Genomic DNA, 24,174 nt, shown 5'->3' with positions numbered 1-24,174 from the left:
CGCGGCGGNGGNGGNGGNGGNGCGCGCGNGNGNGNGNGNGNGGGTAGTGCTTTCCCCCTCCACCCCCGCTTCGCGGCGGTCCCCCTCCCCATTGCGATGCAACGGGGAGGATGTCAGAACGAGAGCGCATGACCGAGACCCGCGTTCTCCTCATCGCCGGTGGCTCCGGCTCCATCGGCAGCGCCATTGCCCGCCTGGCTCTGGATCAGGGCTGGAAAGTCGCGCTTCACGGCCGCAGTCCCGAGAAGCTGCAGGACATGGTGGTCGATCTCTCCGACTTCGGTACGATAGACGGCTTCGCTGCCGACATATGGGCGGAGGACGCCGCCGAAGTCCTCGTTGCCGAAGTGGCCGAGCAATACGGCCGCATCGACGCGGTGATCGACTGCACCGCGACCGGCCCCCAGGGCATAACCGGCCTGTTTCCCGGCACTTCGCCGGGAGTATTCGGCGATTTCCTCAAGGTCTCGGTCGGCTGGATCGAGCGGCTGGCCCATGCCGCCTACGAACTTCTGGCGCAGCAGGGCGGAACGCTGATCGCCTTCGTTTCGGATGCGGGTATCTATGCGGCGCCGCGCCAGACGCTGATCGGCGCAGCACGGGCCGGGACCATAGGTTTCATCCGCAACTTCGCCGTCGAGGCCGCGCGCGACGGTATCCGCGCTCACGTCATCTCGCCGAGCTATGTCGAAGGCAGCGAGAGCGCGCAGCGCATGGGTTCCGAACGCATGGCCAGCGCAGCGCAGCGGGCGGGCCTCGGCCTCCCCACCGCCGAGGACATCGCTCCCCTGGCGCTGTTCCTGTGCGGTGACGGGGCGCGGCGGATCACCGGGCAGGTTCTGAGCGTAAACGGCGGCCTGAACGCCTGAAATATCAGGCCGTCTGCGGCTCCAGCATCAAAGGCGCGCCGCGGCCGCGCATCATCAGCGCATAGGACGCCAGCGCAACACCCACGCCGACGAACCACGCATATGTATAGATCACAGACCACACCTCGCCGAAGCCGCCGAACAGGCCCGGCGCCGAAACCTTGAGGAAGCCCGGCACATTCGGCGCGATACCCAGCGCCAGCGCGATCAGCGCGCGCGGGTTCCAGCCATTGCCGTACACGTAAGGGCCGGTCTCGCTGTAGAGGCCCTCGACGTCCAGCTTCGTCTCGCGCACCAGCCAGTAGTCGGCGATCAGGATGCCGGTGATCGGCCCGAGCAGCGCGCCGTAGCCGGTCAGCCACGTGAAGATGTAGCCATCGGTACTGGCCATCAGCTTCCACGGCATGATGACGAGGCCGATCACCGCCGTGATCAACGCGCCGGTGCGGTAGGAAATGCGCGAAGGGCTCAGCGAGGCGAAGTCATAGGCCGAGCACACCAGGTTCGCCGCGATGTTGCACGACACCGTATCGACCGCGATCACGATCAGCCCCAGCAGCACGAACGGCCCCGACAGCGTGCCCGCCAGCGCTACCGGGTCCCAGATCGCATGACCGTAGATCACCACGGTCGCCGAAGTGGTCATCACACTGATCAGCGCGATCAGTCCCATCGTCGGCGGCAGGCCGAGCGTCTGGCCGATCATCTGGTCTCGCTGGGTCTTCGCAAAGCGAGTGAAGTCCGGAATGTTGAGCGCCAGCGTGCCCCAGAACCCGACCATGGCGGTCATCGACGGAAGCCAGACCGCCCAGAACTGCCCTTCCTTCGCTCCGCCCGGCCCGAAGGCGGACGGCGCCGAGAAGATCGGGCCGATCCCGCCGGCCGCATCGATCGCCCACCACAGCAGCGCCACGCACGCCACGATCTTGAGCGGCGCGGTCCAGGTCTCCAGCCGCCGGATCGTCAGCAGGCCCTTGCGCACGAACAGCAGTTGCACCAGCCAGAACGCCATGAAGGCCAGCAGCTGGCCCAGCCCGATCCCGAAGAACGGCAGCGGCGGGCCTCGAAGGTCCGCCCCGAGGAAAATGCCGAGCAGGGTCAGCAGGGCCTCTCCGCCGATCCACGTCTGGATACCGTACCATCCACAAGCGACAAGCGCGCGGGCGAGCGCAGGCAACCGCGCGCCCACGGTGCCGAAGGAGGCCCGCACCAGTACCGCGAAAGGCACGCCGTAGCGCGTTCCGGAATGCCCGATCAGCAGCATCGGCACGAGGATCACGACATTGCCCAGCACCACCGTCAGCGCCGCCTGCGTCGCCGACATGCCCTGCTCGATCAGACCGGCAGCAAGCATCCACGTCGGAACGGCGACCACCATGCCCACCCACAGCGCCGCGAAGTGCCACCAGCGCCAGTTTCGCTGCGTTGCATCAGTGGGCGCAAGGTCCGCGTTCCAGAGGGTGCCGTCCCCAGTTGCGTGCGTCTGTGCGTGATCCATCTGGCCCCCACCGGTGTCTGGAAAGGACGAAGGATGCCGCAGCGCAGCATGGCGTCAAGCCCCTGATTTCATCGCTCTCCGGCAGACGGAGAAGCGCCTTCAGATCGCGCGGCGCATGTACCGCGCGTCCGGCCCGTAGCTGGAGAGCTTGCGGCGCAAAGCATCGTCTGCGGCGACCGCCGCAAAGCCCTGACCCCGCCAGAACGCCAGGGTGTCGTTGACCGAAACCAGCGCAACCTCCTGCCCGCCAAGCGCGCGCAGGCCCTTGAAAAGCCGCCGTACTGCGGGACCTGCATGTCCCAGTCCGCGCGCGTCCGGATGCAGGGCAAGATCATGAAGGTAGAACGCCTCGCGCTCGTCCGGCAACGTGCCGAGCAGACTGTCGAGTGGAGGGATGGCCCCAAGCGGCCACGGATAAGCGACGAGGTAACCTTTCACGCCTGCCGTCACCGGATCCGCCAGCACGAAGCAGCCCGGCGCGAACAGCGCGAACCGCTCGGCGAAACACGCCCGCGCCTCGAAATGGTCGGGGAACGCCGTGCGCGCCACATCCACGACGCCGTCGATGTCTTCGGCGCGCATCGGACGCCAGCGCAGGACGCTCACAGGCCGCGCACCCATGCGGAGATCCGCTCCAGCGCCTCGTCGAGCACGTCGTCGGGCTTGGTGAAGCACAGGCGCACGATATGGCTCGGCGCGCCTTGCCCGTTCTGGCCGCTCTCATACAAGGCGCTGACCGGAACCGTAGCCACGCCCGCCTCGCGCAGCGCCCGCTCGCTGAATTCGCGGTCGGTCAGAGCGATGCCGGATGCGGCGAGGTCGATGCACAGGAACCACGTCGCCGCGTTAGGCAGGACGGTTAGCCCCGCCGCCTCCAACCCCGCCTTGAGCCGGGCACGGGAAGCCGCCCAGTCGGCGTGCAATCCATCGAGAATGTCCGCCCGCTCCAGTCCTTCGGCGACAGCCCATTGAAGCGGCACCGCCGTCGTGAACGTGAGGAACTGGTGCACCCGCGCGAGCGCAGAACCGAGGTCTCTTTTCGCGGCCATCCAGCCGATCTTCCAGCCGGTAAGGCCGAAGATCTTACCCGCCGAGCCGATCTTCACGACCCGCTCCGCCATGCCTTCGCAGGCCATCAGCGAGCGATGCGCCGCGCCGTCGAAGCGCACCTGCTCCCACACCTCGTCGCAGATGGCGACAAGATCGTGCCTGGTGCAGAACCGCGCGATCATCTCAAGCTCATCGGCGCTCGCCACGGTGCCGGCGGGATTGAGCGGATCGTTGAGCATGATCGCGCGTGTCCGGGGCGTCACCGCCGCCTCCAGCGCCGCCGCATCGTAACGGAAATGCGGCGGTTGCAGCAGGACCGAGACGGGTAAGCCTCCAGCCCGCCGCACCATTGGCGCATAGGCGTCGTAAGCAGGCTGAAACAGGATCACCTCGTCGCCCTCCGACACCAGCGCCAGCACTGCGGCGGCGATGGCCTCGGTGGCGCCGGACGTGACGACGACCTCCGAGGGCGCGAGTGCCAGCCCCTGCGTGAGCGCATAGTGGGCGCAGACGGCCTCGCGCAGCGCGGGAAGCCCGACACTCGGCGGGTACTGGTTCGACTGTTCATGTAGCGCCCGCGCCGCTGCTTCCAGCAGGGGCGCAGGTGGCGGGCCATCGGGGAAGCCCTGCCCGAGATTGATCGCGCCGGTCTCGCGGGCGAGCGCGGACATCCGCTCGAACACCGTCGTGCCCATTTCGGCGTAGACGGGATGGATGCGGGGTCTCGTCTTCATCGCGGGATAGGCTCCGATACACTGGCAGGCCTGGCCGATAGCGCCGCCTTTCGTAAAATGCACGCCGCCCGGCGCGCTTTGTCGAGAAGACAATCGCGCCCGCACGTATCCCCGGCCCGTCAGGGAGGAGGAAGAGGCAGGCATGTCCTATGAGTTGAACCGCAGGCTGGCCGGGCGGCAAGCTCGCCGATCATCACCAGTCGAACGAGCGCAATGCCGCGATCGTCGATGCGTAAGCGCCAACTCGCGATGGGGGCCGTAGGCACGCCGCACCTCACTTTCGTGAACCAGATGGAGACGCGCTGGGTCCTGATGAACCGGGAGCGCTACGACTGGGGGCGGGCGACGTGTTCCTCGCCAACGACCCCGACCATGGCGGTGGCCACCTGACGGACTAATGCGTCTATGGACCGGTCTACGACGGGAACGGCGAACTCGTCTGCATCCAGACCCCGCAAGCGCACCAGGGTGATGCCGGCGACAAGAACCCCGGCGGGTTCTCGCTCGACGCCGCCGACCTGTTCGTGAAGGCGTGATCTATCCCTGCCTCAAACTGGTCCACCGGGGCAGCCTGCGCCGCGACGTGTTCGATACCGTGGTACGCAACAACCGCTTCCCGAGCTTGGCCGGAGACCTCGCGGCGATGATCCGCGGGGTCCGGCACGCGGTGGGGATGCTTAACGCGCTCGTGGCCCGGTGGGGGGTCACAGGTCGCCCGCGCGGCGATCAACCAGTCCATCGCCCAGACCGAGCGGCGCGTGCGCGAGGAAGTGGCTAAATGGCCGGACGCCGGGGTCGCTCAACGTCAAGCAGTTGCTCAGGCACACTTCGGCAATGGCGGGGATGGTCTCGGTCGAGCACCCCATGAGCGGCCTGTGCGGCGGCGGCTTCGGCCCGGCGCTGCAGCGCGATCCCAAGGCCGTGAAGAAGGACGTCCTCGACGAATACGTCAACCTCGAAGCGGCGCGCGCCAAGTACGGCAGGGTGCTGACGGGCATGCACCACCGCTACCTGATCGGCGTGCCCATGGTGAAAGTGGAGACGCTGGGTGCAGGCGGCGGCTCGATCTGCCACGTCAACTCCGGCACGCTGCAGGTCGGCCCGCGCTCGGCCGGCTCGGAGTCCGGACCATCTGCTACGGGCGCGGCGGCACGGAGCCGACCGTCACCGATGCCCTCGTCATGCCGGGCATCCTGTCTACCGTGGAAGGCTTTGCGGGCGGCAGCCACCCGTTCGCGCGGCGGTGTGGCCCCTCGCACTTCCCGCCATCGCCGCGCCAACCTCGGCCGGGGCGTTGCGCAAATGCCGATCCACTTCGGACGCGATCTCCTGCCCGGCATGGCGATCGCCGGGCCTGCCATCATCGAGGAGACCACGATCGTCGTCTATCCCGGTTGAGCGGCGCAGATCGACGACGCAGGCGACTACCAGCTCGTCCGCCGCTGACGCCTTTCCCCAACATCGGAACTGCCCTCCCTTTCGCGCGTCTCACCCATGCGATACCAGTCATGCGAATGGATCGCGCAAAGGTGATTGAGGTCCGCGTTGAACAGTCCGAGCCGATTCACCGAACGCCTGCCCTTCCTTCCCGACCGGCCTCTGGTACGTTACGTCACCACCGCTGCGCTCTGCTTGTTCGCCTTCTGGCTGCGCTGGGTGCTCGATGCCGCATTCCCGCCGGGCTACCCGTTCCTGACCTTCTTTCCGGCCGTCATCCTCAGCTCGTTCCTGTTCGGACCGCGCCCGGGCGTCCTTGCCGCGATCCTGTGCGGGCTGTTCGCCTGGTACGTCTTCATCCCGCCGCGGATGGCCTTCGCCTTTGACCACGGCACATTGACCGCGATGCTGTTCTACACCGGCGTCGTGGTGGTCGATATCGCCCTCGTCCACTTCATGCAGGCTGCCAACCACCGCCTCCACTGCGCCCGCGAGGAAGTGCGCGCCCTCGCCGAGGAACGCCGCCAGCTGGCCGAGCGCGCCGAACTGCTGTTCCAGGAGATGCAGCACCGCGTCGGCAACAACCTGCAGATGGTGGGGGCCGTGCTGTCCCTGCAGATGCGCACCCTTACCGAGCCTATCGCGCGCCGCGCACTGTCGGATGCGGCTGCACGGCTTCAGGTCATCGGCAATATCCAGCGCCAGCTCTACCATCATGACGGCCGCCTCGTCCCGCTCGACCGCTTCCTCGGCGAAGTGTGCGCCAAGACCATGGCGTCGAGTGCACGGACCGGGATCACCTGCGAGGTCGAAGCGCAGGAAGGCGTCACCCTGCGCCCCGACAGCGCCGTACCGGTCGCGCTGATCGTGACGGAGGCTATCGCCAATGCCCTCGAACACGGCTTTCCCGATGACGCATGCGGCGTCATCACCGTGCGCCTGGAGCGCCGCCAGGACGATGTGCTGCTGCGGGTCGAGGATGACGGATGCGGCTTGCCGCCGGGTTTCGACCCCGTCTCGGCACAGTCGATCGGCTTACGCATATCCCGCATTCTCAGTCAGCAGTTGGAAGGGCAGATTGCTCTGGAGAACGGGGAGCGCGGCACCCGTATGACGCTGGAACTGCCGCTTTCCCGCCTCGCGGTGAACACCTGAGACACCGCCGGACGCTCATCGCCGCGGATATCGCGCCGAAACGACGCTACTCCTGCCCGCGCTAACTTGTGATTCAGCGCCATGCGCCTACATTGGAGCGCGAAAGGACGGATTCCCGCAAAATGAACGACGACCAGCCCAACGGCAACCCATGGGTCAAGAGCCTGCTCGTATGGGGCGGCATCTTCCTCGCGCTCCTTATGGTGGTCTCGATGTTCGGATCGCGCGCCACCACCGGCCCGGCGATTCCCTACTCCGACTTCCGCAGCAAGGTCGCCGAAGGCAGCGTCGCCTCGGTCGAGATTTCCGAAGACCGGATCGACGGAAAGCTCAAGAATGGAGACAGTTTCTCGACCGTCCCCGTTCCCAACGACCAGACCCTGACCGACCTGCTCCAGCGCAACGACGTCAAGTATTCGGGCAAGGAAGCCGAACAGGGCAGCCTGCTGCTCTACATTCTCGCGCAGACCCTGCCGTTCCTGCTGATCGTCGGTATCGCCTTCTTCGCGCTGCGCCAGGTCCAGAAGGGCGGCGGGTCGGGCGCGATGGGCTTCGGCAAGTCCAAGGCCAAGATGCTGACCGAACGCTCCGGCCGCGTTACCTTCGACGACGTCGCCGGCATCGACGAAGCGCGTGAGGAACTGGAGGAGATCGTCGAGTTCCTGCGCGATCCCACCCGCTTCTCCAAGCTCGGCGGCCAGATTCCCAAGGGTGCGCTGCTGGTCGGTTCGCCCGGCACCGGCAAGACCCTGCTCGCCCGCGCCATCGCCGGTGAGGCGGGCGTGCCGTTCTTCACGATCTCGGGCTCCGACTTCGTTGAGATGTTCGTCGGCGTCGGCGCCAGCCGCGTGCGCGACATGTTCGAACAGGCGAAGAAGAACGCGCCCTGTATCGTCTTCATCGACGAAATCGACGCTGTCGGCCGCCACCGTGGCCACGGCCTCGGCAACTCGAACGACGAGCGCGAGCAGACGCTGAACCAGCTGCTGGTGGAGATGGACGGCTTCGAGGCGAACGAAGGCATCATCATCATCGCGGCGACCAACCGCCCCGACGTGCTCGACCCCGCGCTGCTGCGCCCGGGCCGCTTCGACCGCCAGGTCGTGGTTCCTGTGCCCGACATCGAGGGCCGCGAGAAAATCCTCGCCGTGCACATGAAGAAGGTGCCGCTCGCCCCCGACGTGAACCCGCGCGTGATCGCGCGCGGCACTCCGGGCTTCTCCGGCGCTGACCTCGCCAACCTCGTCAACGAGGCTGCCCTGCTCGCCGCGCGCCGCAACAAGCGCCTCGTCGCCATGCAGGAGTTCGAGGACGCCAAGGACAAGGTCATGATGGGCGCGGAACGCCGCTCCATGGTCATGACCGAGGACGAGAAGAAGATGACCGCCTACCATGAGGCAGGCCATGCCATCGTCTCGCTGAACGAAGCGGCTTCGGACCCGATCCACAAGGCGACGATCATCCCACGCGGCCGCGCGCTGGGCATGGTCATGCGCTTGCCGGAGCGGGACAGCTACTCGTACCACCGCGACAAGATGCTCGCGAACCTGTCGGTGGCGATGGGCGGCCGCGTGGCGGAGGAACTGATCTTCGGCTACGACAAGGTCTCATCGGGCGCCTCCTCGGACATCCAGTATGCCACTAGTCTGGCGCGCTCGATGGTCACCAAATGGGGCATGTCGGACAAGCTCGGGCCGATCCAGTACGAGGACAGCCAGGAAGGCTACCTCGGAATGGGCGGCACCCAGCGCACCATGGGCTCCAGCGAGACCAACCAGCTGATCGACAGCGAAATCCGCGCTCTGGTCGATAATGCCCATGCCCGTGCGACGCAGATCCTCAAGGATCAGAACGTGGCGCTGGAAACCTTGGCCCAGGCCATGCTGGAATACGAAACGCTCTCCGGCGACGAGATCAAGCAGCTTCTCGAAGGCGGCCAGATCGACCGCCCCTCGGAGCCGCGCGGCCCCTCGGCGGCGCGTCCGCTCTCGGGCTCTGCCATCCCCAAGGCCGGCCGCCGATTCACCGGGACGGCGCCGCAGGGCGCCTGAGCGGAAAAGATAGGGTTCTCCCCAAAGGAGAATGCAGGAGGGGCGTCAGATGCGAGTCTGACGCCCCTTTCCTTTGTCGCGGCCGGATGAAGGTGTGTTCCGGTTCGATCAGGTTCCCACTCCGCCGCAAGTGCGGTATTGTAACGCCGGATAATCATGAACCGCGAGGGAGCGATGGCCCAGGTCGAGATATATGACGGCGAAGGCGACCAATTGCTCTTCACCGGAGGGTTCGATTTCCTGCCCCGCGTCGGCGAATCCATCGCCAGGGATGCGGACGGATACTTCCACTACTACGAAGTCATCGACGTGTGGCATCGCGAAGAGCCCGAAGCCGGCAGATTCCAACCGTGCCTTGCGGTCAAGATCATCGACTGAGGCCCGGCTTGTCGTGGCCTACATGCTCGTCTGTGCCATCAGCAGGGTAAAGAACACCCCGAGCGCCATGGCGGCGAAGATGAGCAGTACCGCCGTACGCCACAAGGCACCGACCCGGCCGACGGCATAGGCCCCGCGCAACTGCCGATACATATGCAGCGGCGGAGTCAGGACCAGCGCCGCGACCAGACCGCCCACGCCTATCGCCCCGGCAATCATGCCGACGATCGCCAGCAGCGTCATGAAACACAGCGAATACGTCACGAAGACCGTGTGATCGTAAAGGTGGAAGCGTCGGCTGAACGGAAACAGCAGCCACAGGAACGGCACCGAGATCGGGATCAGCGCCCAGCTGTATTTGTAGGCGTAAGTCTGGATCTTGTAGCTCGCCAGATCGGGATTGGAGCGGAACTTCTTGATCGCCTTGTCGAGCGCGGGGATGTCGCTGACCTTGCGGGTCGGATCCACCTTCCGGTCCACGCCCTCCGCCTCGATATCACGCAAGGTGTCGAGCGCCGTGCGCTGCCCCTTCAACTGGTATTCGAATTGCGCCGTCGGTTGACCTTGCGCGGCGGCGGCCTTTTTCTTGCCCTCAACACCGGCGATCTCGCCTTCGAGCCGCTTGATGCTGTCTCCGACACCCTGGGAATCGGCGGTCTGCGCTACGGGCTCCTCATGCCCTTCGGTCGCGTGAAAGACCGCGAACATGAGGAAGACGCAAAACAGGAACAGCGCGATCGGTGACACATAGCTGGCGCGACGCCCCTCGATATATTCGCGGGTCAGCCGTCCCGGCCGCCAGGCCAGGAGCGGCAGAGTGCGCCAGATTTTCCCCTCGAAATGGAAAACCCCGTGCAGCAGATCGTGGAAGAACGCGCCCAGCGTACGATGGACGTGCGCCGCCTGACCACAGGCATGGCAATGCGAACCGACCAGATGGGTCCGGCAATTCAGGCAATCCGCTTCGTGCGTGTGGCCGTCATGCCTTTCGCCCTGGCCCTGCACAGCCTCCGGCTCCACCGCCGATGCGAGGGCGGTGCCCTGCCCAAGCTCCGCCAGTGCTTCGCTGATCCCGTTCATGTTCGCCCCCGTTTGACGGCGCAAAACCTAAGCCGCGATCGGAATTCGCGCAATGCAGACGTGAGGCCCCCTCAGCCGCGCTGGTCCAGTTTCTTCTCGATCGCTGCCCAGAGACGGGAAAAAGCCTGCGTGGCCGCGCTTTGCGGCGCCAGTGCGCCTACCGGCTGGCGGTGGACGGCGCATTGTTCGACAGCGCTGGCGTAAGGGATGGCGGGCCAGTTCGGGCTCGTCTCATACGCCTGTCTGTGCAAGGCGCGGCGCATGTCGAGCATCGACAGAACCGGCAGGATCGGTGGGTGCCGCTTAGTATTCCCGGCAATCTCCCGAACCACCAGATCGAAGGCGCGCGAAGAGAGCGGCGACGGCGGCAGCGGCACGATAACGAGGTCCGCTGCACGCACGACTTGCGCCGAAAGCTCGTTCATCACCGGCGGGCAATCGAGGATGATCCGCGGATAGTCGGCCGAAAGCTCCTCGGTCAGCTTCGCCAGCCGTTTGCGCTTGCCGATCTTCACCAGTTGCGCGTCGAGCGCACGGATCGATTCATCCGCCGGGAGCACGTCCAGCCCCTCGAAAGCCGTATGCTGGATCAGCCGCGTGGCGGGGCGTTCGCGTGCGAACACCTCTTCGGCCAGCCGCGTATCCTGCGGCTCAAGGCCGTAGAGAAACGCCGATCCGCCTGCGGCATCGAGATCCCACAGCAAGGTCCCGTGTCCGCTCTGCACCGCCGAACACCACGCGAGGTTGGCGGAGAAAGTCGTTTTCCCGACCCCGCCCTTGACGCTGTAGATGGCGATCGTGGCGCTCTTGCGCTCGCCGACCGCATTCGAGCGAGCCTCGGACGCGCGAAGGGGACCAGCCCTCCTGGGCGGTCCCCCGGTCAATCCGATGATACGTGGCAATTTCGATTTCGCGGACACGCCCGCATCGTTGCCTGCCGCCCCCTCACAGTCAAGTACGGGCGGCAGTCAACGGTTACGATCAGCCGTCGTAATCGCCGCCCAGCGACGTGTTGCGGGTCGGAGCCGACGCGGTAATACGCAGAGCCTCGGCCGACTGGCTGAGCGAGCCGACGTCATCCATCTCGTCGTCGTCATCGGGCAGGACGCGCTGCATCGAAGTAACCAGCGTTTCCTTGAGGTTCTTGGGAACCACGGTTTCCTCGGCGATTTCGCGCAGGGCGACGACGGGGTTCTTGTCGCGGTCGCGATCGATGGTCAGTTCCGCGCCGCCCGAAATCTCACGCGCACGCTGCGCGGCAAGAAGGACGAGGTCGAAGCGGTTGGGGATCTTGTCGACGCAATCTTCGACAGTAACGCGCGCCATGGGCACTCCCGGTAAAGAATCTGTGGGATCGGAAAGGCTGGCAGTTAGGGCCGGGGGCAGGGAAAGTCAAGGAAATGGGCGACGTGTCACTTGTCTGGGCACTGACAGGCTAGGTCATACCTGACTTCGCCATAAACTCCCCATCACCCTGAACTCGTTTCAGGGTCCATCGGACAGCTTTGGCTTAAGCGTGGTCTCGCCATCGGCCCGTACGGTTCACTGCATTATCGCACGCGGCTTCCGGCCAGATGGACCCTGAAACGAGTCCAGGATGATGGAATGAGTTACGAAGGACGTGCATCGCCCTTTGCCGCTTCAGCCCCGCGTGAACCCCAGCGCCAACCGTGCCAGTTCGGGGAAGGCCTCTGCCCGCTCCTTCGCCTGGGCGTTGGAGGCGGTGCCCCGGATCACGCGGCCCTTTATGCCGTGGAAGATCGCGGCAAGGCGGAAGAAGTTGAACGCCATGTAATAGCGATAGTCCGGCAGCCCCTCGCGCCCGGTGCGGCGGCAATAGGCAGCGACGTAGTCTTCCTCGCTCGGGATACCCAGCGCGGCGATGTCCGCGCCGCCCAGCCCCGCGACGATGTGCGGCGGCATGTGGTACATCATCGCGTTGTAGGCGAAGTCCGCCAGCGGATGGCCCAGCGTCGACAGCTCCCAGTCCAGCACCGCCAGCACGCGCGGCTCGGTGGGATGGAAGATCATGTTGTCGATGCGGAAATCGCCGTGGATCACGCTGGAGGCGCCGTCGTCCGCAGGCATGTTCGCTTCGAGCCAGGCGATCACCGCGTCCATGTCCGGATTGCGGCCCGCAGCCTCGTCCTCGAAATACTGCTTCGACCAGCGGCTGACCTGACGGGCGAAGTAATTGCCCGGCCTGCCATAATCACCAAGGCCAATGGCTTCGGGATCGCAGGAATGCAGCTGCGCCATCGTGGCGTTCATCGCGTCGAACAGCGCCGCGCGTTCCTCGTTGGAGACGCCGGGGACGGTCGCATCCCAGAAGATGCGGCCTTCCACCATTTCCATCACATAGAACCAGGTGCCGATGACGCCATCGTCTTCGCACAGGCCATAGACCTTTGCCACCGGGAAGCCCGCACCGTGAAGCGCGGAGAGCACCTTGGCCTCGCGCTCCACCGCGTGCGCGCCCTTGAGCAACTGGCCCGGCGGCTTGCGCCGCAGGACGTAGCTGCGCGAGGGCGTCACCAGCTTGTAGGTCGGGTTGGACTGGCCGCCCTTGAACTGCTCGACGCTTAGCGGACCGGCGAAGCCCTCGACATTGGCTTCCAGCCAGGCGGTCAGCGCCGCCTCGTCGAAGGCATAGCCCTCGCGCACAGCGGTGGTGCCCGAGTTGGCGTCAGCAAGGTCTGGGGCTACGTCGCTCATGCGGGTTCGGCTTCCTTTGCAGCCGCTTCCTGCGCCTTGCGCCAGTCGCGACGGATCTTCTTGGCGAGGCTCCACTTGTGGACTTCGGTCGGGCCGTCATAGATGCGGAAAGCGCGGATCTCGCGGAACACCTGCTCGACGATGGTGCGCTCGGTAACGCCCGTGCCGCCCATGACCTGCACGCAGTTGTCGGCGATCTTCATCAGCGCCTCGGAGACCGAGACCTTCGCCATCGAGCTTTCCACCGTGCCGAGCGAGCCGGTGTCGAGCACCGAGGCGCACCAGTCGATCATCAGTTCGGACTGCTTGATGAGGATTTCGTTCTCCGCCAGCATGAAGCCGACGCCTTCGTGCTCGATCAACTGCTTGCCGAATGCCATGCGGCGGCAGGCATAGTCGCTGGCGATCTCGTGCGCGCGGATGCAGCAGCCCAGCCAGCGCATGCAGTGCGAGAGGCGCGCCGGGGACAGGCGGATCTGGGCATACTTGAAGCCCTCGCCCGGGTCGCCCAGCATGTGTTCGGCCGGCACGCGCAGGTTGTCGATCGTCAGGGTGGCGTGGCCGCCCGGCATAGAGCTGTCGATGGTGTTCGGCACCTCGTCGATGCGGATGGCATCGTCGGGCAGGTCCACCAGGAACATGCAGGCGCCGCCCTTGGTGTCTTCCTCCGCCGAAGCCGCCATGACGATGCCCACCATCGCGCCCTGCGCGCCGGTGATGAAGGTCTTGCGGCCGTTGATGACCCAGTGGTTGCCATCCTTGTGGCAGGTGGTCTTCATCATAGACGGGTCGGAACCGGCGCCGCCCCATTCGGCCGGCTCGGTCATGAAGAAGGCGGAGCGGCCCTTGCCCTCGACCAGCGGCTTGAGGAAGCGCTCCTTCAGTTCGGGCGAGCCGACGTGGCCGATGAGGTACATGTTGCCCTCGTCGGGCGCCATGGTGTTGCAGGCCAGCGGGCCCAGCGGCGACAGGCCCGACTTGATGAGCACAACCGCCGTCTCGCGCTGCGTCAGGTGCGAGCCATCCGCGCGGATGTGCGGGGTGAGCACGCCGGCCTCGCGGGCCAGACCGCGCAGTTCCATCAGCAGTTCGTCGGTCGGCGCGCCGTGGTGATCGCGGCGCGGGTCCTTCTCGTAAGGGACGACCTTTTCACGGACGAAAGCCTCGACCTTGTCGGCCATGTCGAGGGCGTATTGGGAAATCTCGCTCATTATTGCAGCACCCGGATCGGATCGGAGCCATCCCAGTCGCGGGCGGCATCCTTCATCATCTGAAACAGACCTTCGGTGCCGGTAAGCGGCTGAAGGTATTCGATTACGTGGCCGGGGCCCTGACCGGGATCGACATAGATCACCTCGCCATCGGCGCCCACTTTGCCCTCCACGATCACCTCGGCGCCGGCTTCGGCGCAGGCCTTGCGGGCTTCGGCGATCGATTCAACGAAGACGCAGACGTGGTGCAGGCTATCGCGCACCGCATACTCGCCCGAATAGAGCGAGGGAGCATCGGAATCGGTCTTGATAAGCTCGATCTGGATGTCCCCCCAGTAGCCGATGGCCATGGTGAACGTGGCGTCGGTGGGCTGGCCCTTGTACTTCATGTCGTCGAGCCGCACGTCGTTGAGGACGAAGAACGGGCCGACGCCGACCGTTTCGATCCAGTATTTCATGGTCGCATCGAAATCGGTCGGGAAATAGGCGAGTTGGATCACGTCGCCCAGCCGCTTGAGCGGGCCGGGCTTCACGACGGTTTGGGTGGCCTCTCCGGTCATTCGCTTATCCTTTTGTCTTCGTTATCCCCGCGAAGGCGGGAATGACGGCGGAAGTTCATCCGAACAGGTCCTCGGGCGCCTCGATCAGACCCTTGAGCGTCTGCAGGAACTGCGCGCCCGCAGCCCCGTCGATGGCGCGGTGATCGACCGAGAGGGTGAAGGAAATGCGGGTTTCGAACGCCACATCGCCGTCATCCGTCTCCACCGGCTGACGCAGTGCCGCGCCAACGGCGAGGATCGCGCCTTGCGGCGGGTTGATGATCGCGTCGAAGTTCTCGATCCCGAACATGCCGAGGTTGGAGACGGAGAAGGTGCCGCCGTCCATATCGTCCATGCTGAGCTTGCCGGCCTGCGCCTTGTCGATCAGGCGGCGGGTTTCCACCGCGATCTGGTCGATCCGCATCAGGTTGGCCTGACGCACCACCGGGGTGACGAGGCCCTTGGGGCTGGCGACCGCGATCGAAACGTCGGCGTGCGGGAAGCGGTGAATTTCCTGACCGTGGACCTGCACGTTGACGTCCGGGTGCTTCGCCAGCGCCATGGCCGAAGCCTTGACGATCCAGTCGTTCACCGAAGCCTTGCTGCCCAGCACGACGTTCGCGGTCTTGCGCATCGCGATCAGCGCATCGGCACTTGCCGACATGCGCAGATAGAAGTGCGGAAGCTCCTGCTTCGCCTGGGTGAGCCGCTGAGCGACGACCTTGCGGACGCGGTCGAAAGGCACGACTTCGGGGCGGTTCTCACCCGCCACGAATTCGGGTGTGCCGATCGTGCCGGGCGAGGCCTTCGGTGCGGGCACCAGCGCAAGCACGTCGGCCTTGGAGATGCGCCCACGCGGGCCGGTGCCGGTGAGGCCCTGCAGCGAGAGCCCGTGTAGCGCTGCGATACGGCGCGCAAGCGGCGAAGCGAGAACCTTAAGGTCGTCCGCCTCGACGGGAACCGTGCCCTTGAGCGAGGGAGCACTTGTCCCGCGCAGCGCCTTCACCACGTCCTGATGGGTGATGCGACCGCCACGGCCCGAACCCTCGATACCGGCTATATCGACGCCCTCTTCTTCCGCGAGGCGCAAGGCTTCGGGGCTGATCGGGCGGTTGGTGTCGATCTTGATGCGCTGCTTTTCGGGAGCAGGCGCAGCGGCGGCAGCCGGAGCGGGTTCCGGCGCCTTGGTCTTCTCGGCGCCCCCCTTACCTGCACCTTGGGCGATGCCACCTTCAGCCGGCTTGAAATCGGCCACGAAGGCGTCGATCTCGGCGTCCGAGTGCGAACCCTCGTCGAACACCGCCAGCAGCGCGCCGACGGGTTCCTCGCCCGCGCCGCCGCCCACGATGATGCGGCGCACGGTGGCTTCGTATTCGGCCTCGACCTCGTTGGTGATCTTGGCGGTTTCGATCAGGCACAGCGTCTGGCCGCGCTTGAAGGTTTCACCCTCCTTCACCATCCATTCGGCGATCGTGCCTTCGGTCATTTCGATGCCCCACTTGGGCATCGTGAATGCGCGGATGCGACTCATGTCAGCGCTCCCCTCAACGGTATTCGAGCGTCTTGCGCACGGCAGCGGCGACCTTGGCCGGGCTCGGCAGGTAGGCGCTTTCCAGTTCGCGGGCGAACGGGACCGGCGTGTGCGGCGGGGTCACCATCTCGATCGGCGCCTTGAGGCTGGCAAAAGCCTTCTGGGCGACGAGCGCGGAGATGTCGGTGGCCAGCGAGCAGCGCGGCGGGGCCTCGTCCACCACGACCAGGCGGCCGGTCACTTCGACCGAGTCGAGGATCGCTTCCTCGTCCAGCGGAGAGGTGGTGCGAAGGTCGATCACGTCGCAGCCGATGCCGTCCTGCGCCAGATCGTCCGCAGCCGTCTCGGCGTAGCGCACCATCATGCCGCTGGCGACGATGGTCACGTCCTGACCGGCGCGGGCAAGGCGGGCGTGGCCGAAGGGGATGCAGAAATCCGGATCCTCGTTCACTTCGCCGCTCATCGCGTAGAGGAACTTGTGTTCGAGGAACACGACCGGATCGTCATCGCGGATCGCCTGACGCAGCAGGCCGCAGGCGTCTTCCGGGGTGGTCGGCATGACCACCTTGATGCCGGGCATGTTGGTGACGAACTGGCTGATCATCTGGCTGTGCTGCGCGGCGGCGTTGTAGCCCGCGCCCACCGGCATGCGGATCACCGCCGGGCAGACCGACTTGCCGCCGAACATGTAGCGGAACTTGGCGATCTGGTTCCAGAGCTGGTCCATGCACACGCCGATGAAGTCGGCGAACATGATCTCTGCCACCGGGCGCTTGCCGGCGAGGGCAAGGCCGCCCGCCGCGCCCATGATGGCGCTTTCGCTGATCGGAGTGTCGATCACGCGGTTGGGGCCGAACGCCTCGTAGAAGCCGGTCGAGGTGGACCAGATGCCGCCGATCGCTTCGGGGCCGCCGGCCGTGCCGTTGCCGCCGACGACGTCCTCGCCCAGCACGACGACACGTTCGTCACGCTGCATTTCCTGGAAGATCGTGTTGCGGATGGCATCGCGATACATCATTTTTGCCATGGGTCTCGCTCCTGCCGTCAGTAGCTGATGTAGACGTTTTCGAGGACGTTCTCGGGCTGCGGGCGCGGTGCGGCGCGCGAAGCCTGGACGGCATCCTCGATGGCCTTGAGGGATTCGGTGTCGATCGTGTCGAGATCCACGTCTTCCAGCAGCTTGGCGCCGGTGACGCTGGCGCGGAAGATCTTGAGGCAATCACGCTCGGCACGCAGGCGATCGAGTTCGCCGTCGCCGCGATAGCGCTGCGGATCGCCTTCGAAGTGGCCGAAGAAACGCTCGGTATCGAATTCCACGGCGGCCGGGCCGTTGCCGGGGGTGCGGACATATTCCAGCACTTCGCGGAAGGTGTCGTAGACGGCGAAGAAATCGGTGCCGTCGCCGCGCCATACCTTCATGCCGAACGCTTCGGCGCGGCTGGCGATGTCCCTGGTGGTGCCCACCGCGTAATCGACGCCGGTATGCTCGGAATAGTGGTTGTTCTCGAAGACGAAGATCGCGGGTGCGTTGGTCACGACCGCAAGGTTCATCGCCTCGAACGTGGTGCCCTGGTTGCAGGCGCCGTCGCCCGAGAAGGCGATCGAGACGGCCAGCTTGCCGTTTTCGTCCGGACCATCGATCTTGTTGGAGATCGCCGCGCCCACCGCGATCGGCGCGCCGGCGCCGACGATGCCGTTGGCGCCGAGCATGCCCTTGTTGATGTCGGCGATGTGCATCGATCCGCCCTTGCCGTTGCAAAGGCCTTCCTGGCTGCCCCAGATTTCCTTCATCATGCCGTCAAGGTCGCAACCCTTGGCCAGACAGTGGCCATGGCCGCGGTGGGTCGAGACGATCTTGTCACGCTCGGTCAGGTGCTCGCACACGCCGACAGCGACGGCTTCCTGGCCACAGTAGAGGTGGGTGAAGCCCGCGATCTCGCCGGTCTGGATCTCCTCGTGGAGCCGTTCCTCGAATTCGCGGATCAGCTTCATCTGCCGATAGGCGCGCGTCAGCGCCTCGCGGTTCAGCTGCATCAGGGATTCCTCTCAGTTATGGTGTGAATTTCTGCGTGTGAACGCGGGGGTTTCGACAGGCTCAGCCTGAGCGGGAAGGAGAACGGATTGCCCGTCCCACCCCGCTCATGCTGAGCTTGTCGAAGCATGGATTCCCACGCGAGGTTGGCTGCGAGCTGCGAAGTCACAGGCCCAGCACCGACTTGGCGATGATGGTGCTCTGGACTTCGTTGGTCCCGCCAAAGATGGTCCACGCGCGGCTGTTGAGATAGCGGGCCGAGGCGACCTGCGCGGCCTTCGAATGGACGGCGGCCGGCGCGTTGTCGCCGTAGAGCGGGCGCGCGGTTTCCAGCTGGAGGCCGGCGGGGCCGTAGAGGTCCACCGCCAGCAGGTCGATCTCCTGCCGCAGATTGGACGCCAGCAGCTTGGTCAGCGAGGTTTGCGGACCAGCCTTGCGGCCCTTGGCGATCTCCGAGATGATCTTCAGCTCGATCATCTCCAGCGCGTTGACCGAGAGACGGGCCTTCGCCACGCGGCGGCGCCAGTCGGTCTGGTCAGCGAGGATACCGCCCTTCCCATCGCTCTCGTCCTTCGCGGCGGCTTCGATCTGGTCGAGATCGTAGCCGAGCTTGGGCGCGTGGCAAGAACCACCGCGTTCATTTTCAAGCAGAAACTTCGCGATCGTCCAGCCATCACCCTCGCCGCCGACGAGGTTTTCGGCCGGGACCATGACGTCTTCAAGGAAGACCTGATTGACCTCGTGGTCGCCCGCATTGGTCAGGATCGGGCGCACCGAGACGCCGGGCGTGTCGAGGTCGATCAGCAGGAACGAGATGCCGGCCTGCTTCTTCACCTCGGTGTTGGTGCGGACCAGCGTGAACATGCGGTTGGCGTGGTGCGCGTGGGTGGTCCAGATCTTGGAACCGTTGACGCGGTAATGGTCGCCCTCTCGCACCGCGCGGGTCTTGAGGCTGGCGAGGTCTGACCCCGCGCCCGGCTCCGAAAAGCCCTGACACCAGTAGTCCTCGCCGGAGAGGATGCGCGGCAGAACCTCAGCCTTCTGCGCATCGGTGCCGAAGTTGTAGATCACCGGGGCGAGTAGCTTGAGGCCCAGCACCGTGAGATTGGGCGCGCCTGCGGCGGCGCATTCCTTTTCGAACAGGTAGCGCTGCAGCGGCGTCCAGCCGGTGCCGCCGTGTTCGGCGGGCCACTGGTAGCCCAGCCAGCCCTGCTTGTTCAGCACCGCGTTCCAGGCCTGCCCGATCTCCGGCTCTACGAAGACGGACGGGGTAGCCGCCGCGCCTGCCTTCACCTCGGCAGGCAGGTAGTCGCGCAGGAAGGTACGGACTTCGTCGCGAAAGGCAGCGTCTTGAGGGGAAAGTTCGATATCCATCAGCGTTCCAGAATGGTGACTGCAGAGACGCCCGGAGCGCCGTAGACATGGCTGTATGCCGTCTTCGGCGCATTCGGCACCTGACGGCCGCCGCCGTCTCCCCGCAGTTGCACGACGTTTTCGTAGACCTGGCGCAGACCCGATGCGCCGATCGGCTCGCCACAGGCGAGGCAGCCGCCATCCGTGTTGACCGGCAGCGCACCATTGATCTCGGTGCGGCCCTCGGCCAGCCACTGCTCCTGCTCGCCATCGGCGCAGAAGCCGTTCTCGGCCATGTGCATCAGCTCGGCGCCCGCTTCGGTGTCCTGAAGCTGGGCGACGTCGATGTCGCCCGGGCCGATCCCGGCGAGGCGATAGGCATCGGCCGAAGCGATGCGCGAGGCGGTGCCGCGCGGGCGGCTGTCATCCTCGACCACGTCCACGCTCGGCGCGAAGACTTCGAAACTGCTCGGCGGACGGGTGCGCATGGTCGCGGCCTTGAGCCGGATCAGCGGCTTGCCCAACTCGCGCGCCTTCTTCTCGCTCGCGAGGATCAGCGCCACGCCGCCCTCTGCGGGCGAGCAGAACATGTACTTGGTATAGGGATCGCTCACCAGCGGCGCTTCGAGGATTTCCTCCAGCGACACCGGCTGGCGACGCCAGGCATGCGGCGCGTGGACAGCGTTGCGGAATGCCTTTTCCGAAACCATGCCCAGCGTCTTCTGCGAAATGCCGAACAGGCTCATGTAGCGCATGATCTTGGCCGCAAAGAACTGCGTGGTGACCATCTGGCCGACTTCGCCGTACCAGTCCGGCAGGTTGTATTCGCTCGGCAGCGCGTTGAAGGCGCCACGCGGATGCTTGTCGAAACCGACCGCGAGGCCGAGATCGAACTCGCCCGACTTGATCGCCATCTGCGCCGAGAACAGCGCCGAACCGCCCGCCGCGCAGCCGTTGCGCACGTTGATGAACTGGACCCCGGTCAGGCCGAGGCGATCGACCATCGTGTCCGGGTTTCCGGCCGCATCCGAACTGCCATAGGCGAACTGGACCTGCGGCCATTCCACGCCCGCATCGGCCAGCGCCTCGCGCACGGCGTAGACACCTTGATCAACGCCCGAGAGGCCATCGGTCCGCCCGAAGCGGTGAATGCCGATGCCGACGATGCACACGTCGCCGCTCATGCTGCGCCTCCTGCGGGTACGTAGGCGGGGATATAGAGGCTGTCCAAGAGGTCCGGGTTCAGCGGCGACGGCGCGAAGCGCACCGGCATGCCAACCTTCACGTCCTCGAACGCGACATCGTTCAGCCGCGCCTCGACGATCACCTGCCCGGGCAGTTCGACATAAGCCACGACCCAGGGCGCGAACGCTTCGGGCCCGGCGTAAGGCGGGGTCTTCGGGCGGAAGCGCTGGACGGTGTAGGACCACAAGGTGCCTTCGCTCGACAACGGCACCGCCTCGAAAGTCGGCGACGCGGGGCACGGGAAGACGATCCGGCCGGTTTCCCGGTCCTTGCCGCCGATCAGACGCGGGGGCGTCTCTTCGGTGAACAGGCCATCGGCTATCGGTGTCATCATACTCCTAATCCTCTGGCCCAATCCTTGGCTCATCCAGCCCGTTGGTCAGGCCCGGCCATGGATTCGATTTAAGCGGGTCCTGCGCAGCATTGTGACTCACCAAAACGATAGGATAGCCATTGCGCTAGTTCGTGCGACTTCGAGAACGACTGGGACAACCCTGCGCCGGGAGAGACGGACTATGGCCAAGCAATGGGACTACATCATCGTCGGCGCAGGCAGCGCGGGCTGCGTCATGGCGGAGCGGCTAAGCGCCGACGGCCGCTCGCAAGTGCTGGTGCTGGAGGCGGGCGGCGAAAACGACAGCTTCTGGGTCACGCTGCCCAAGGGCGTCGCCAAGCTGGTCAAGAAGCCCGAGCACATGTGGGCCTACCACGTCGCCCAGCCCCGCGATCCCGGCGCCAATGACAAGGGCGCGGGCGAAGTCTGGATTCGCGGCAAGGGCCTTGGCGGCTCGTCCTCCATCAACGGCATGATCTGGAGCCGGGGCGAGCCCGCCGACTATGACGCCTGGGAGCGCGAGGCAGGTGCCACCGGCTGGAACGGCGCCAGCATGACCGAGGCGTTCAAGGAACTGGAAGACCACAAGGCAGGCCCCGGCCCCATGCGCGGCAGCGGCGGCCTCGTCCGGGTGGACCCGGCCTGCTACACGTATCCGCTGGCCGAACGCATGATCGAGGCGGGCGAATCGCAGGGCCTGCGCCGGGTGGACGATCTCAACGGCACCCCCGGCCCGCGCGTCGGCTACTACAGCCACAACATCCGCAACGGTAAGCGCGATTCCTCGGCGCGGACTTACCTGGCTGCGGCTCGCAAGCGGCCCAACGTCACCGTCGTCACCGGCGCGATGGCCGACCGCATCGTCTTCGACGGCACCCGCGCGGTGGGCCTCGATGCCACGGTGAACGGCAAGCCGCAGCGATTCGACTGCGCCGGAGAGATCGTCGTCAGCGCGGGCGCCATGGAAAGCCCCCTGCTGCTCCAGCGCTCCGGCATCGGCGATGCTGCAAGGCTTGCTGCGGCGGGCATTCCGCTGGTGGCACACTCACCCGATGTCGGCGAGAAGATGATCGAGCACCTCTCGCTCTCGATCCCCTTCCGGCTCGACCATGGCAAGGGCACCAACAAGAGCTTCTTCGGCATCGGCGCGGCCTTCGCCATGCTGCGTTACCTGCTGCGCGGCGACGGCGTGCTCGCGACCGGGCCTTTCGAGGTCGGCGCTTTCTGCAATGTTGCTCATCCGGATGGGCGCACCGATGCGCAGTTCTATCTCGGCGGTTACACCTTCAAGGTCGGCGACGACAAGGACCCCGTGCCGCTCGACAAGATCGACCCCAAGCCCGGCGTAACCATCTACGGCCAGCTCCTGCGCCTCACCAGCGAGAGCAGCGTGCGCGCAACCGGCCCTGGCTCCGGCGATGCACCTGAAATCCTGCACAACTTCCTGACGACCGAGCATGATCGCCAGTCCGTGATCGCCCTCGTCCGGGCCATGCGGAACTACGCCCACGCCGGGCCTCTGGCGAATATGGTCGGTGAAGAACTTGTCCCCGGCGCACAGGTTGAGAGCGACGAGGACATCCTCGCCATGTTCCGCCGCCTGTCTAGCTGCGGCCTCCATGCGATCCGCTCATGCCGGATGGGCGGTGATGCCGAGGCCGTCGTCGACCCCCGCCTCAGGGTGAACGGCGTTCAGGGCGTGCGGGTGGCCGATTGCTCGGTGATGCCATGGCACGTCACCGGCAATACGAACGCCCCCGCCATGGCTGTCGGCCTGCGCGGGGCGAAGTTGATGCTGGAGGATCGCTGACCCGTTGTAAGGTCAAAGGCGGCGACCAACGCACAAAGCGATGCGTCGCCCGATCCCTCGCGGCCTAGAAGCCTACCGAATTCAGTATCCAGGAGCGCAAGGGCGCGAAAAGCGCCGCGAAGGCGGCAAAAATGACCAGTAGCTTGAACAGCAATGCAGTATGCATCTTGCGTTCCATCGGCATCCCTCTCTTTATGTTGTAAGCCGAGTGTAACAAGAAAATCGGCTTGGGAAAGAGGGTAACGCAAAGCGTGCCGGCGATGCTTCGCCGGCACTTGCAAGCCACTGTTATTTCAAAATTTACGTCAGTTCTGGAGCGAGATATAACCTAGCTGAGCCGCCTTGAAGACGGTCTGGCTACGGTTGACCGCGTTCAGCTTGGTCGCCGCGTTATGGATGTGGAAGCGTACCGTCGCACGGCTGCGCGACATGATCATGCTGATTTCCAGATCCGTCTTGCCGATCGCCGCCCAGCGCAGGCACTCGACCTCGCGCTTGGAGAGGCGGGATTCGGGCGGCAGCGCCTGCGTCGAGCCCATGACCTGCACATACGTCGCGATGAACGTGCGCGCATAAAGACCCAGCGCATCCGAATAGCGCGCGAAGTCTTCCGAAAGATCGGTCTTGCCGCGATCGAGCGGGTTGAAGCTTACGGCCCCGATTTGGCCGAACGGCAGGTGGACCGGCACGCCGATCGCCGCGCGGGTCAGCGAGCGGGTTTCGAAATTGGCGATGTCGATGGAGGACAGGTAGGCGTTGCGCTCCAGCGTGCGGAAACCTTCCGCATTGGCCCAGAACGGCTGGCTTTCGAACCGGCACGCGGTGGTCAGCGGGCTGTCGAGGGCAATGCGCGAATTGCGCCACCAGACGCGGTCACCGTCTTCCCAACCGAAGACTTCGGTGGCGAGCAGGTTGCCATCGGCATCGACCGGCGTACGCTTGTCGGCAATGTCGTGCGCGGGCGCGGCCCGCATGCCGCATTCCATGGCGATGCGATGCAGGGCCTCGGCGGCGGGGCGGATGCCTTCCGGCGACGTCACGCGGACGGCGTCGATGTTTTCCTGTGACAGAAGTTGCATTGATGTCCTCTCGAGGCTCATTCTTAGCCCGCTGAATCCGGGGGCACAATCGCTTGAAGCGTGGAATTACCGC

General features: G+C 65.6%; 24 protein-coding genes. 8 read left to right on the top strand and 16 right to left on the bottom strand.

All coding sequences use genetic code 11. From position 1 onward, the window contains the following. The first annotated feature begins 128 nt into the window (after nucleotides 1-128). On the top strand, nucleotides 129-869 hold the full coding sequence (locus tag HWN72_RS04435; protein ID WP_069707450.1) for an SDR family NAD(P)-dependent oxidoreductase: 741 nt from the start codon (nucleotides 129-131) through the stop codon (nucleotides 867-869). 4 nt (nucleotides 870-873) lie between these two features. Here the strand turns inward: HWN72_RS04435 and HWN72_RS04430 are convergent, their stop codons facing one another. The 3 genes from HWN72_RS04430 to HWN72_RS04420 all read right to left on the bottom strand — a co-directional run bounded on the left by HWN72_RS04430 (nucleotide 874) and on the right by HWN72_RS04420 (nucleotide 4,151). Further along, nucleotides 874-2,367, bottom strand: a complete 1,494-nt coding sequence (locus HWN72_RS04430; RefSeq protein ID WP_069707449.1) for an NCS1 family nucleobase:cation symporter-1 — start codon at nucleotides 2,365-2,367, stop codon at nucleotides 874-876. 99 nt (nucleotides 2,368-2,466) lie between these two features. After that, complete coding sequence (locus HWN72_RS04425; protein WP_069707448.1) at nucleotides 2,467-2,988, bottom strand: GNAT family N-acetyltransferase; 522 nt, start codon at nucleotides 2,986-2,988, stop codon at nucleotides 2,467-2,469. Continuing rightward, a complete protein-coding gene (locus HWN72_RS04420; protein WP_069707447.1) occupies nucleotides 2,970-4,151 on the bottom strand; it encodes an aminotransferase in 1,182 nt (393 codons plus the stop codon). The genes HWN72_RS04425 and HWN72_RS04420 overlap by 19 nt, the downstream gene beginning before the upstream one ends. Before the next feature lie 228 nt (nucleotides 4,152-4,379). Here HWN72_RS04420 and HWN72_RS30980 point away from each other — a divergent pair, with 228 nt between their 5' ends. The 6 genes from HWN72_RS30980 to HWN72_RS04395 all read left to right on the top strand — a co-directional run bounded on the left by HWN72_RS30980 (nucleotide 4,380) and on the right by HWN72_RS04395 (nucleotide 9,172). Continuing rightward, the gene (locus HWN72_RS30980; protein WP_231958119.1) at nucleotides 4,380-4,541 is read left to right on the top strand and encodes a hypothetical protein; all 162 of its coding nucleotides are present in this window, start codon (nucleotides 4,380-4,382) and stop codon (nucleotides 4,539-4,541) included. A gap of 142 nt (nucleotides 4,542-4,683) precedes the next feature. Next, nucleotides 4,684-4,929: a hydantoinase B/oxoprolinase family protein gene (locus tag HWN72_RS30975; RefSeq protein WP_231958118.1), complete on the top strand. Its 246-nt coding sequence runs from the start codon at nucleotides 4,684-4,686 to the stop codon at nucleotides 4,927-4,929. A gap of 35 nt (nucleotides 4,930-4,964) precedes the next feature. After that, a complete protein-coding gene (locus HWN72_RS31785) occupies nucleotides 4,965-5,549 on the top strand; it encodes a hydantoinase/oxoprolinase family protein (RefSeq protein ID WP_309141551.1) in 585 nt (194 codons plus the stop codon). A 147-nt stretch (nucleotides 5,550-5,696) separates the two neighbouring features. Beyond that, on the top strand, nucleotides 5,697-6,743 hold the full coding sequence (locus tag HWN72_RS04405) for a sensor histidine kinase (RefSeq protein ID WP_008829528.1): 1,047 nt from the start codon (nucleotides 5,697-5,699) through the stop codon (nucleotides 6,741-6,743). A 122-nt stretch (nucleotides 6,744-6,865) separates the two neighbouring features. After that, nucleotides 6,866-8,794: an ATP-dependent zinc metalloprotease FtsH gene (gene ftsH, locus HWN72_RS04400; RefSeq protein WP_008829529.1), complete on the top strand. Its 1,929-nt coding sequence runs from the start codon at nucleotides 6,866-6,868 to the stop codon at nucleotides 8,792-8,794. Nucleotides 8,795-8,950: 156 nt separating this feature from the next. Then, nucleotides 8,951-9,172, top strand: coding sequence for a hypothetical protein (locus HWN72_RS04395; RefSeq protein WP_231958117.1), 222 nt, complete (start codon nucleotides 8,951-8,953; stop codon nucleotides 9,170-9,172). Between the two features lie 18 nt (nucleotides 9,173-9,190). Here HWN72_RS04395 and HWN72_RS04390 read toward each other — a convergent pair whose 3' ends face one another. The 12 genes from HWN72_RS04390 to HWN72_RS04335 form a co-directional block, all read right to left on the bottom strand. Then, nucleotides 9,191-10,252 (bottom strand): DUF3667 domain-containing protein, encoded by a 1,062-nt coding sequence (locus HWN72_RS04390; protein WP_069707444.1) that lies wholly within the window; start codon nucleotides 10,250-10,252, stop codon nucleotides 9,191-9,193. Nucleotides 10,253-10,323: 71 nt separating this feature from the next. After that, nucleotides 10,324-11,136, bottom strand: coding sequence for a ParA family protein (locus HWN72_RS04385; RefSeq protein ID WP_248005806.1), 813 nt, complete (start codon nucleotides 11,134-11,136; stop codon nucleotides 10,324-10,326). A 97-nt stretch (nucleotides 11,137-11,233) separates the two neighbouring features. Continuing rightward, the gene (gene rpoZ / locus HWN72_RS04380) at nucleotides 11,234-11,578 is read right to left on the bottom strand and encodes a DNA-directed RNA polymerase subunit omega (protein ID WP_008829533.1); all 345 of its coding nucleotides are present in this window, start codon (nucleotides 11,576-11,578) and stop codon (nucleotides 11,234-11,236) included. Nucleotides 11,579-11,893: 315 nt separating this feature from the next. Next, nucleotides 11,894-12,967 carry a phosphotransferase gene (locus HWN72_RS04375; RefSeq protein ID WP_069707443.1) on the bottom strand — a complete coding sequence of 358 codons (1,074 nt, stop codon included), beginning with the start codon at nucleotides 12,965-12,967 and terminating at the stop codon, nucleotides 11,894-11,896. Then, nucleotides 12,964-14,178, bottom strand: a complete 1,215-nt coding sequence (locus HWN72_RS04370; RefSeq protein WP_069707442.1) for an acyl-CoA dehydrogenase family protein — start codon at nucleotides 14,176-14,178, stop codon at nucleotides 12,964-12,966. The genes HWN72_RS04375 and HWN72_RS04370 overlap by 4 nt, the downstream gene beginning before the upstream one ends. Next, nucleotides 14,178-14,738 carry a VOC family protein gene (locus HWN72_RS04365; protein ID WP_008829536.1) on the bottom strand — a complete coding sequence of 187 codons (561 nt, stop codon included), beginning with the start codon at nucleotides 14,736-14,738 and terminating at the stop codon, nucleotides 14,178-14,180. The genes HWN72_RS04370 and HWN72_RS04365 overlap by 1 nt, the downstream gene beginning before the upstream one ends. A 55-nt stretch (nucleotides 14,739-14,793) precedes the next feature. Continuing rightward, nucleotides 14,794-16,248, bottom strand: a complete 1,455-nt coding sequence (locus tag HWN72_RS04360; RefSeq protein ID WP_069707441.1) for a 2-oxo acid dehydrogenase subunit E2 — start codon at nucleotides 16,246-16,248, stop codon at nucleotides 14,794-14,796. 13 nt (nucleotides 16,249-16,261) lie between these two features. Continuing rightward, on the bottom strand, nucleotides 16,262-17,275 hold the full coding sequence (locus HWN72_RS04355) for an alpha-ketoacid dehydrogenase subunit beta (protein WP_008829538.1): 1,014 nt from the start codon (nucleotides 17,273-17,275) through the stop codon (nucleotides 16,262-16,264). Between the two features lie 17 nt (nucleotides 17,276-17,292). Further along, nucleotides 17,293-18,282 (bottom strand): thiamine pyrophosphate-dependent dehydrogenase E1 component subunit alpha, encoded by a 990-nt coding sequence (locus HWN72_RS04350; protein WP_069707440.1) that lies wholly within the window; start codon nucleotides 18,280-18,282, stop codon nucleotides 17,293-17,295. A gap of 163 nt (nucleotides 18,283-18,445) precedes the next feature. Continuing rightward, nucleotides 18,446-19,654: an acyl-CoA dehydrogenase family protein gene (locus tag HWN72_RS04345; RefSeq protein ID WP_069707439.1), complete on the bottom strand. Its 1,209-nt coding sequence runs from the start codon at nucleotides 19,652-19,654 to the stop codon at nucleotides 18,446-18,448. Beyond that, nucleotides 19,654-20,817: a thiolase family protein gene (locus tag HWN72_RS04340; protein ID WP_069707438.1), complete on the bottom strand. Its 1,164-nt coding sequence runs from the start codon at nucleotides 20,815-20,817 to the stop codon at nucleotides 19,654-19,656. Before HWN72_RS04340 ends, HWN72_RS04345 begins: the two co-directional genes overlap by 1 nt. Further along, a complete protein-coding gene (locus tag HWN72_RS04335) occupies nucleotides 20,814-21,209 on the bottom strand; it encodes a Zn-ribbon domain-containing OB-fold protein (RefSeq protein WP_069709102.1) in 396 nt (131 codons plus the stop codon). The genes HWN72_RS04340 and HWN72_RS04335 overlap by 4 nt, the downstream gene beginning before the upstream one ends. A 184-nt stretch (nucleotides 21,210-21,393) precedes the next feature. Here HWN72_RS04335 and HWN72_RS04330 point away from each other — a divergent pair, with 184 nt between their 5' ends. Continuing rightward, on the top strand, nucleotides 21,394-23,022 hold the full coding sequence (locus HWN72_RS04330) for a GMC family oxidoreductase (RefSeq protein ID WP_069707437.1): 1,629 nt from the start codon (nucleotides 21,394-21,396) through the stop codon (nucleotides 23,020-23,022). A gap of 305 nt (nucleotides 23,023-23,327) precedes the next feature. On the opposite strand, the gene HWN72_RS04325 is transcribed toward HWN72_RS04330, so the two are convergent. Then, complete coding sequence (locus HWN72_RS04325; protein ID WP_069707436.1) at nucleotides 23,328-24,101, bottom strand: LuxR C-terminal-related transcriptional regulator; 774 nt, start codon at nucleotides 24,099-24,101, stop codon at nucleotides 23,328-23,330. Nucleotides 24,102-24,174 lie beyond the last annotated feature (73 nt).

Origin of the sequence: Novosphingobium sp. HR1a (genome assembly GCF_015594425.1) — a bacterium.
Taxonomy (GTDB): Bacteria; Pseudomonadota; Alphaproteobacteria; order Sphingomonadales; family Sphingomonadaceae; genus Novosphingobium; species Novosphingobium resinovorum_A.
This window is presented reverse-complemented; position numbering and strand designations above follow the sequence as displayed.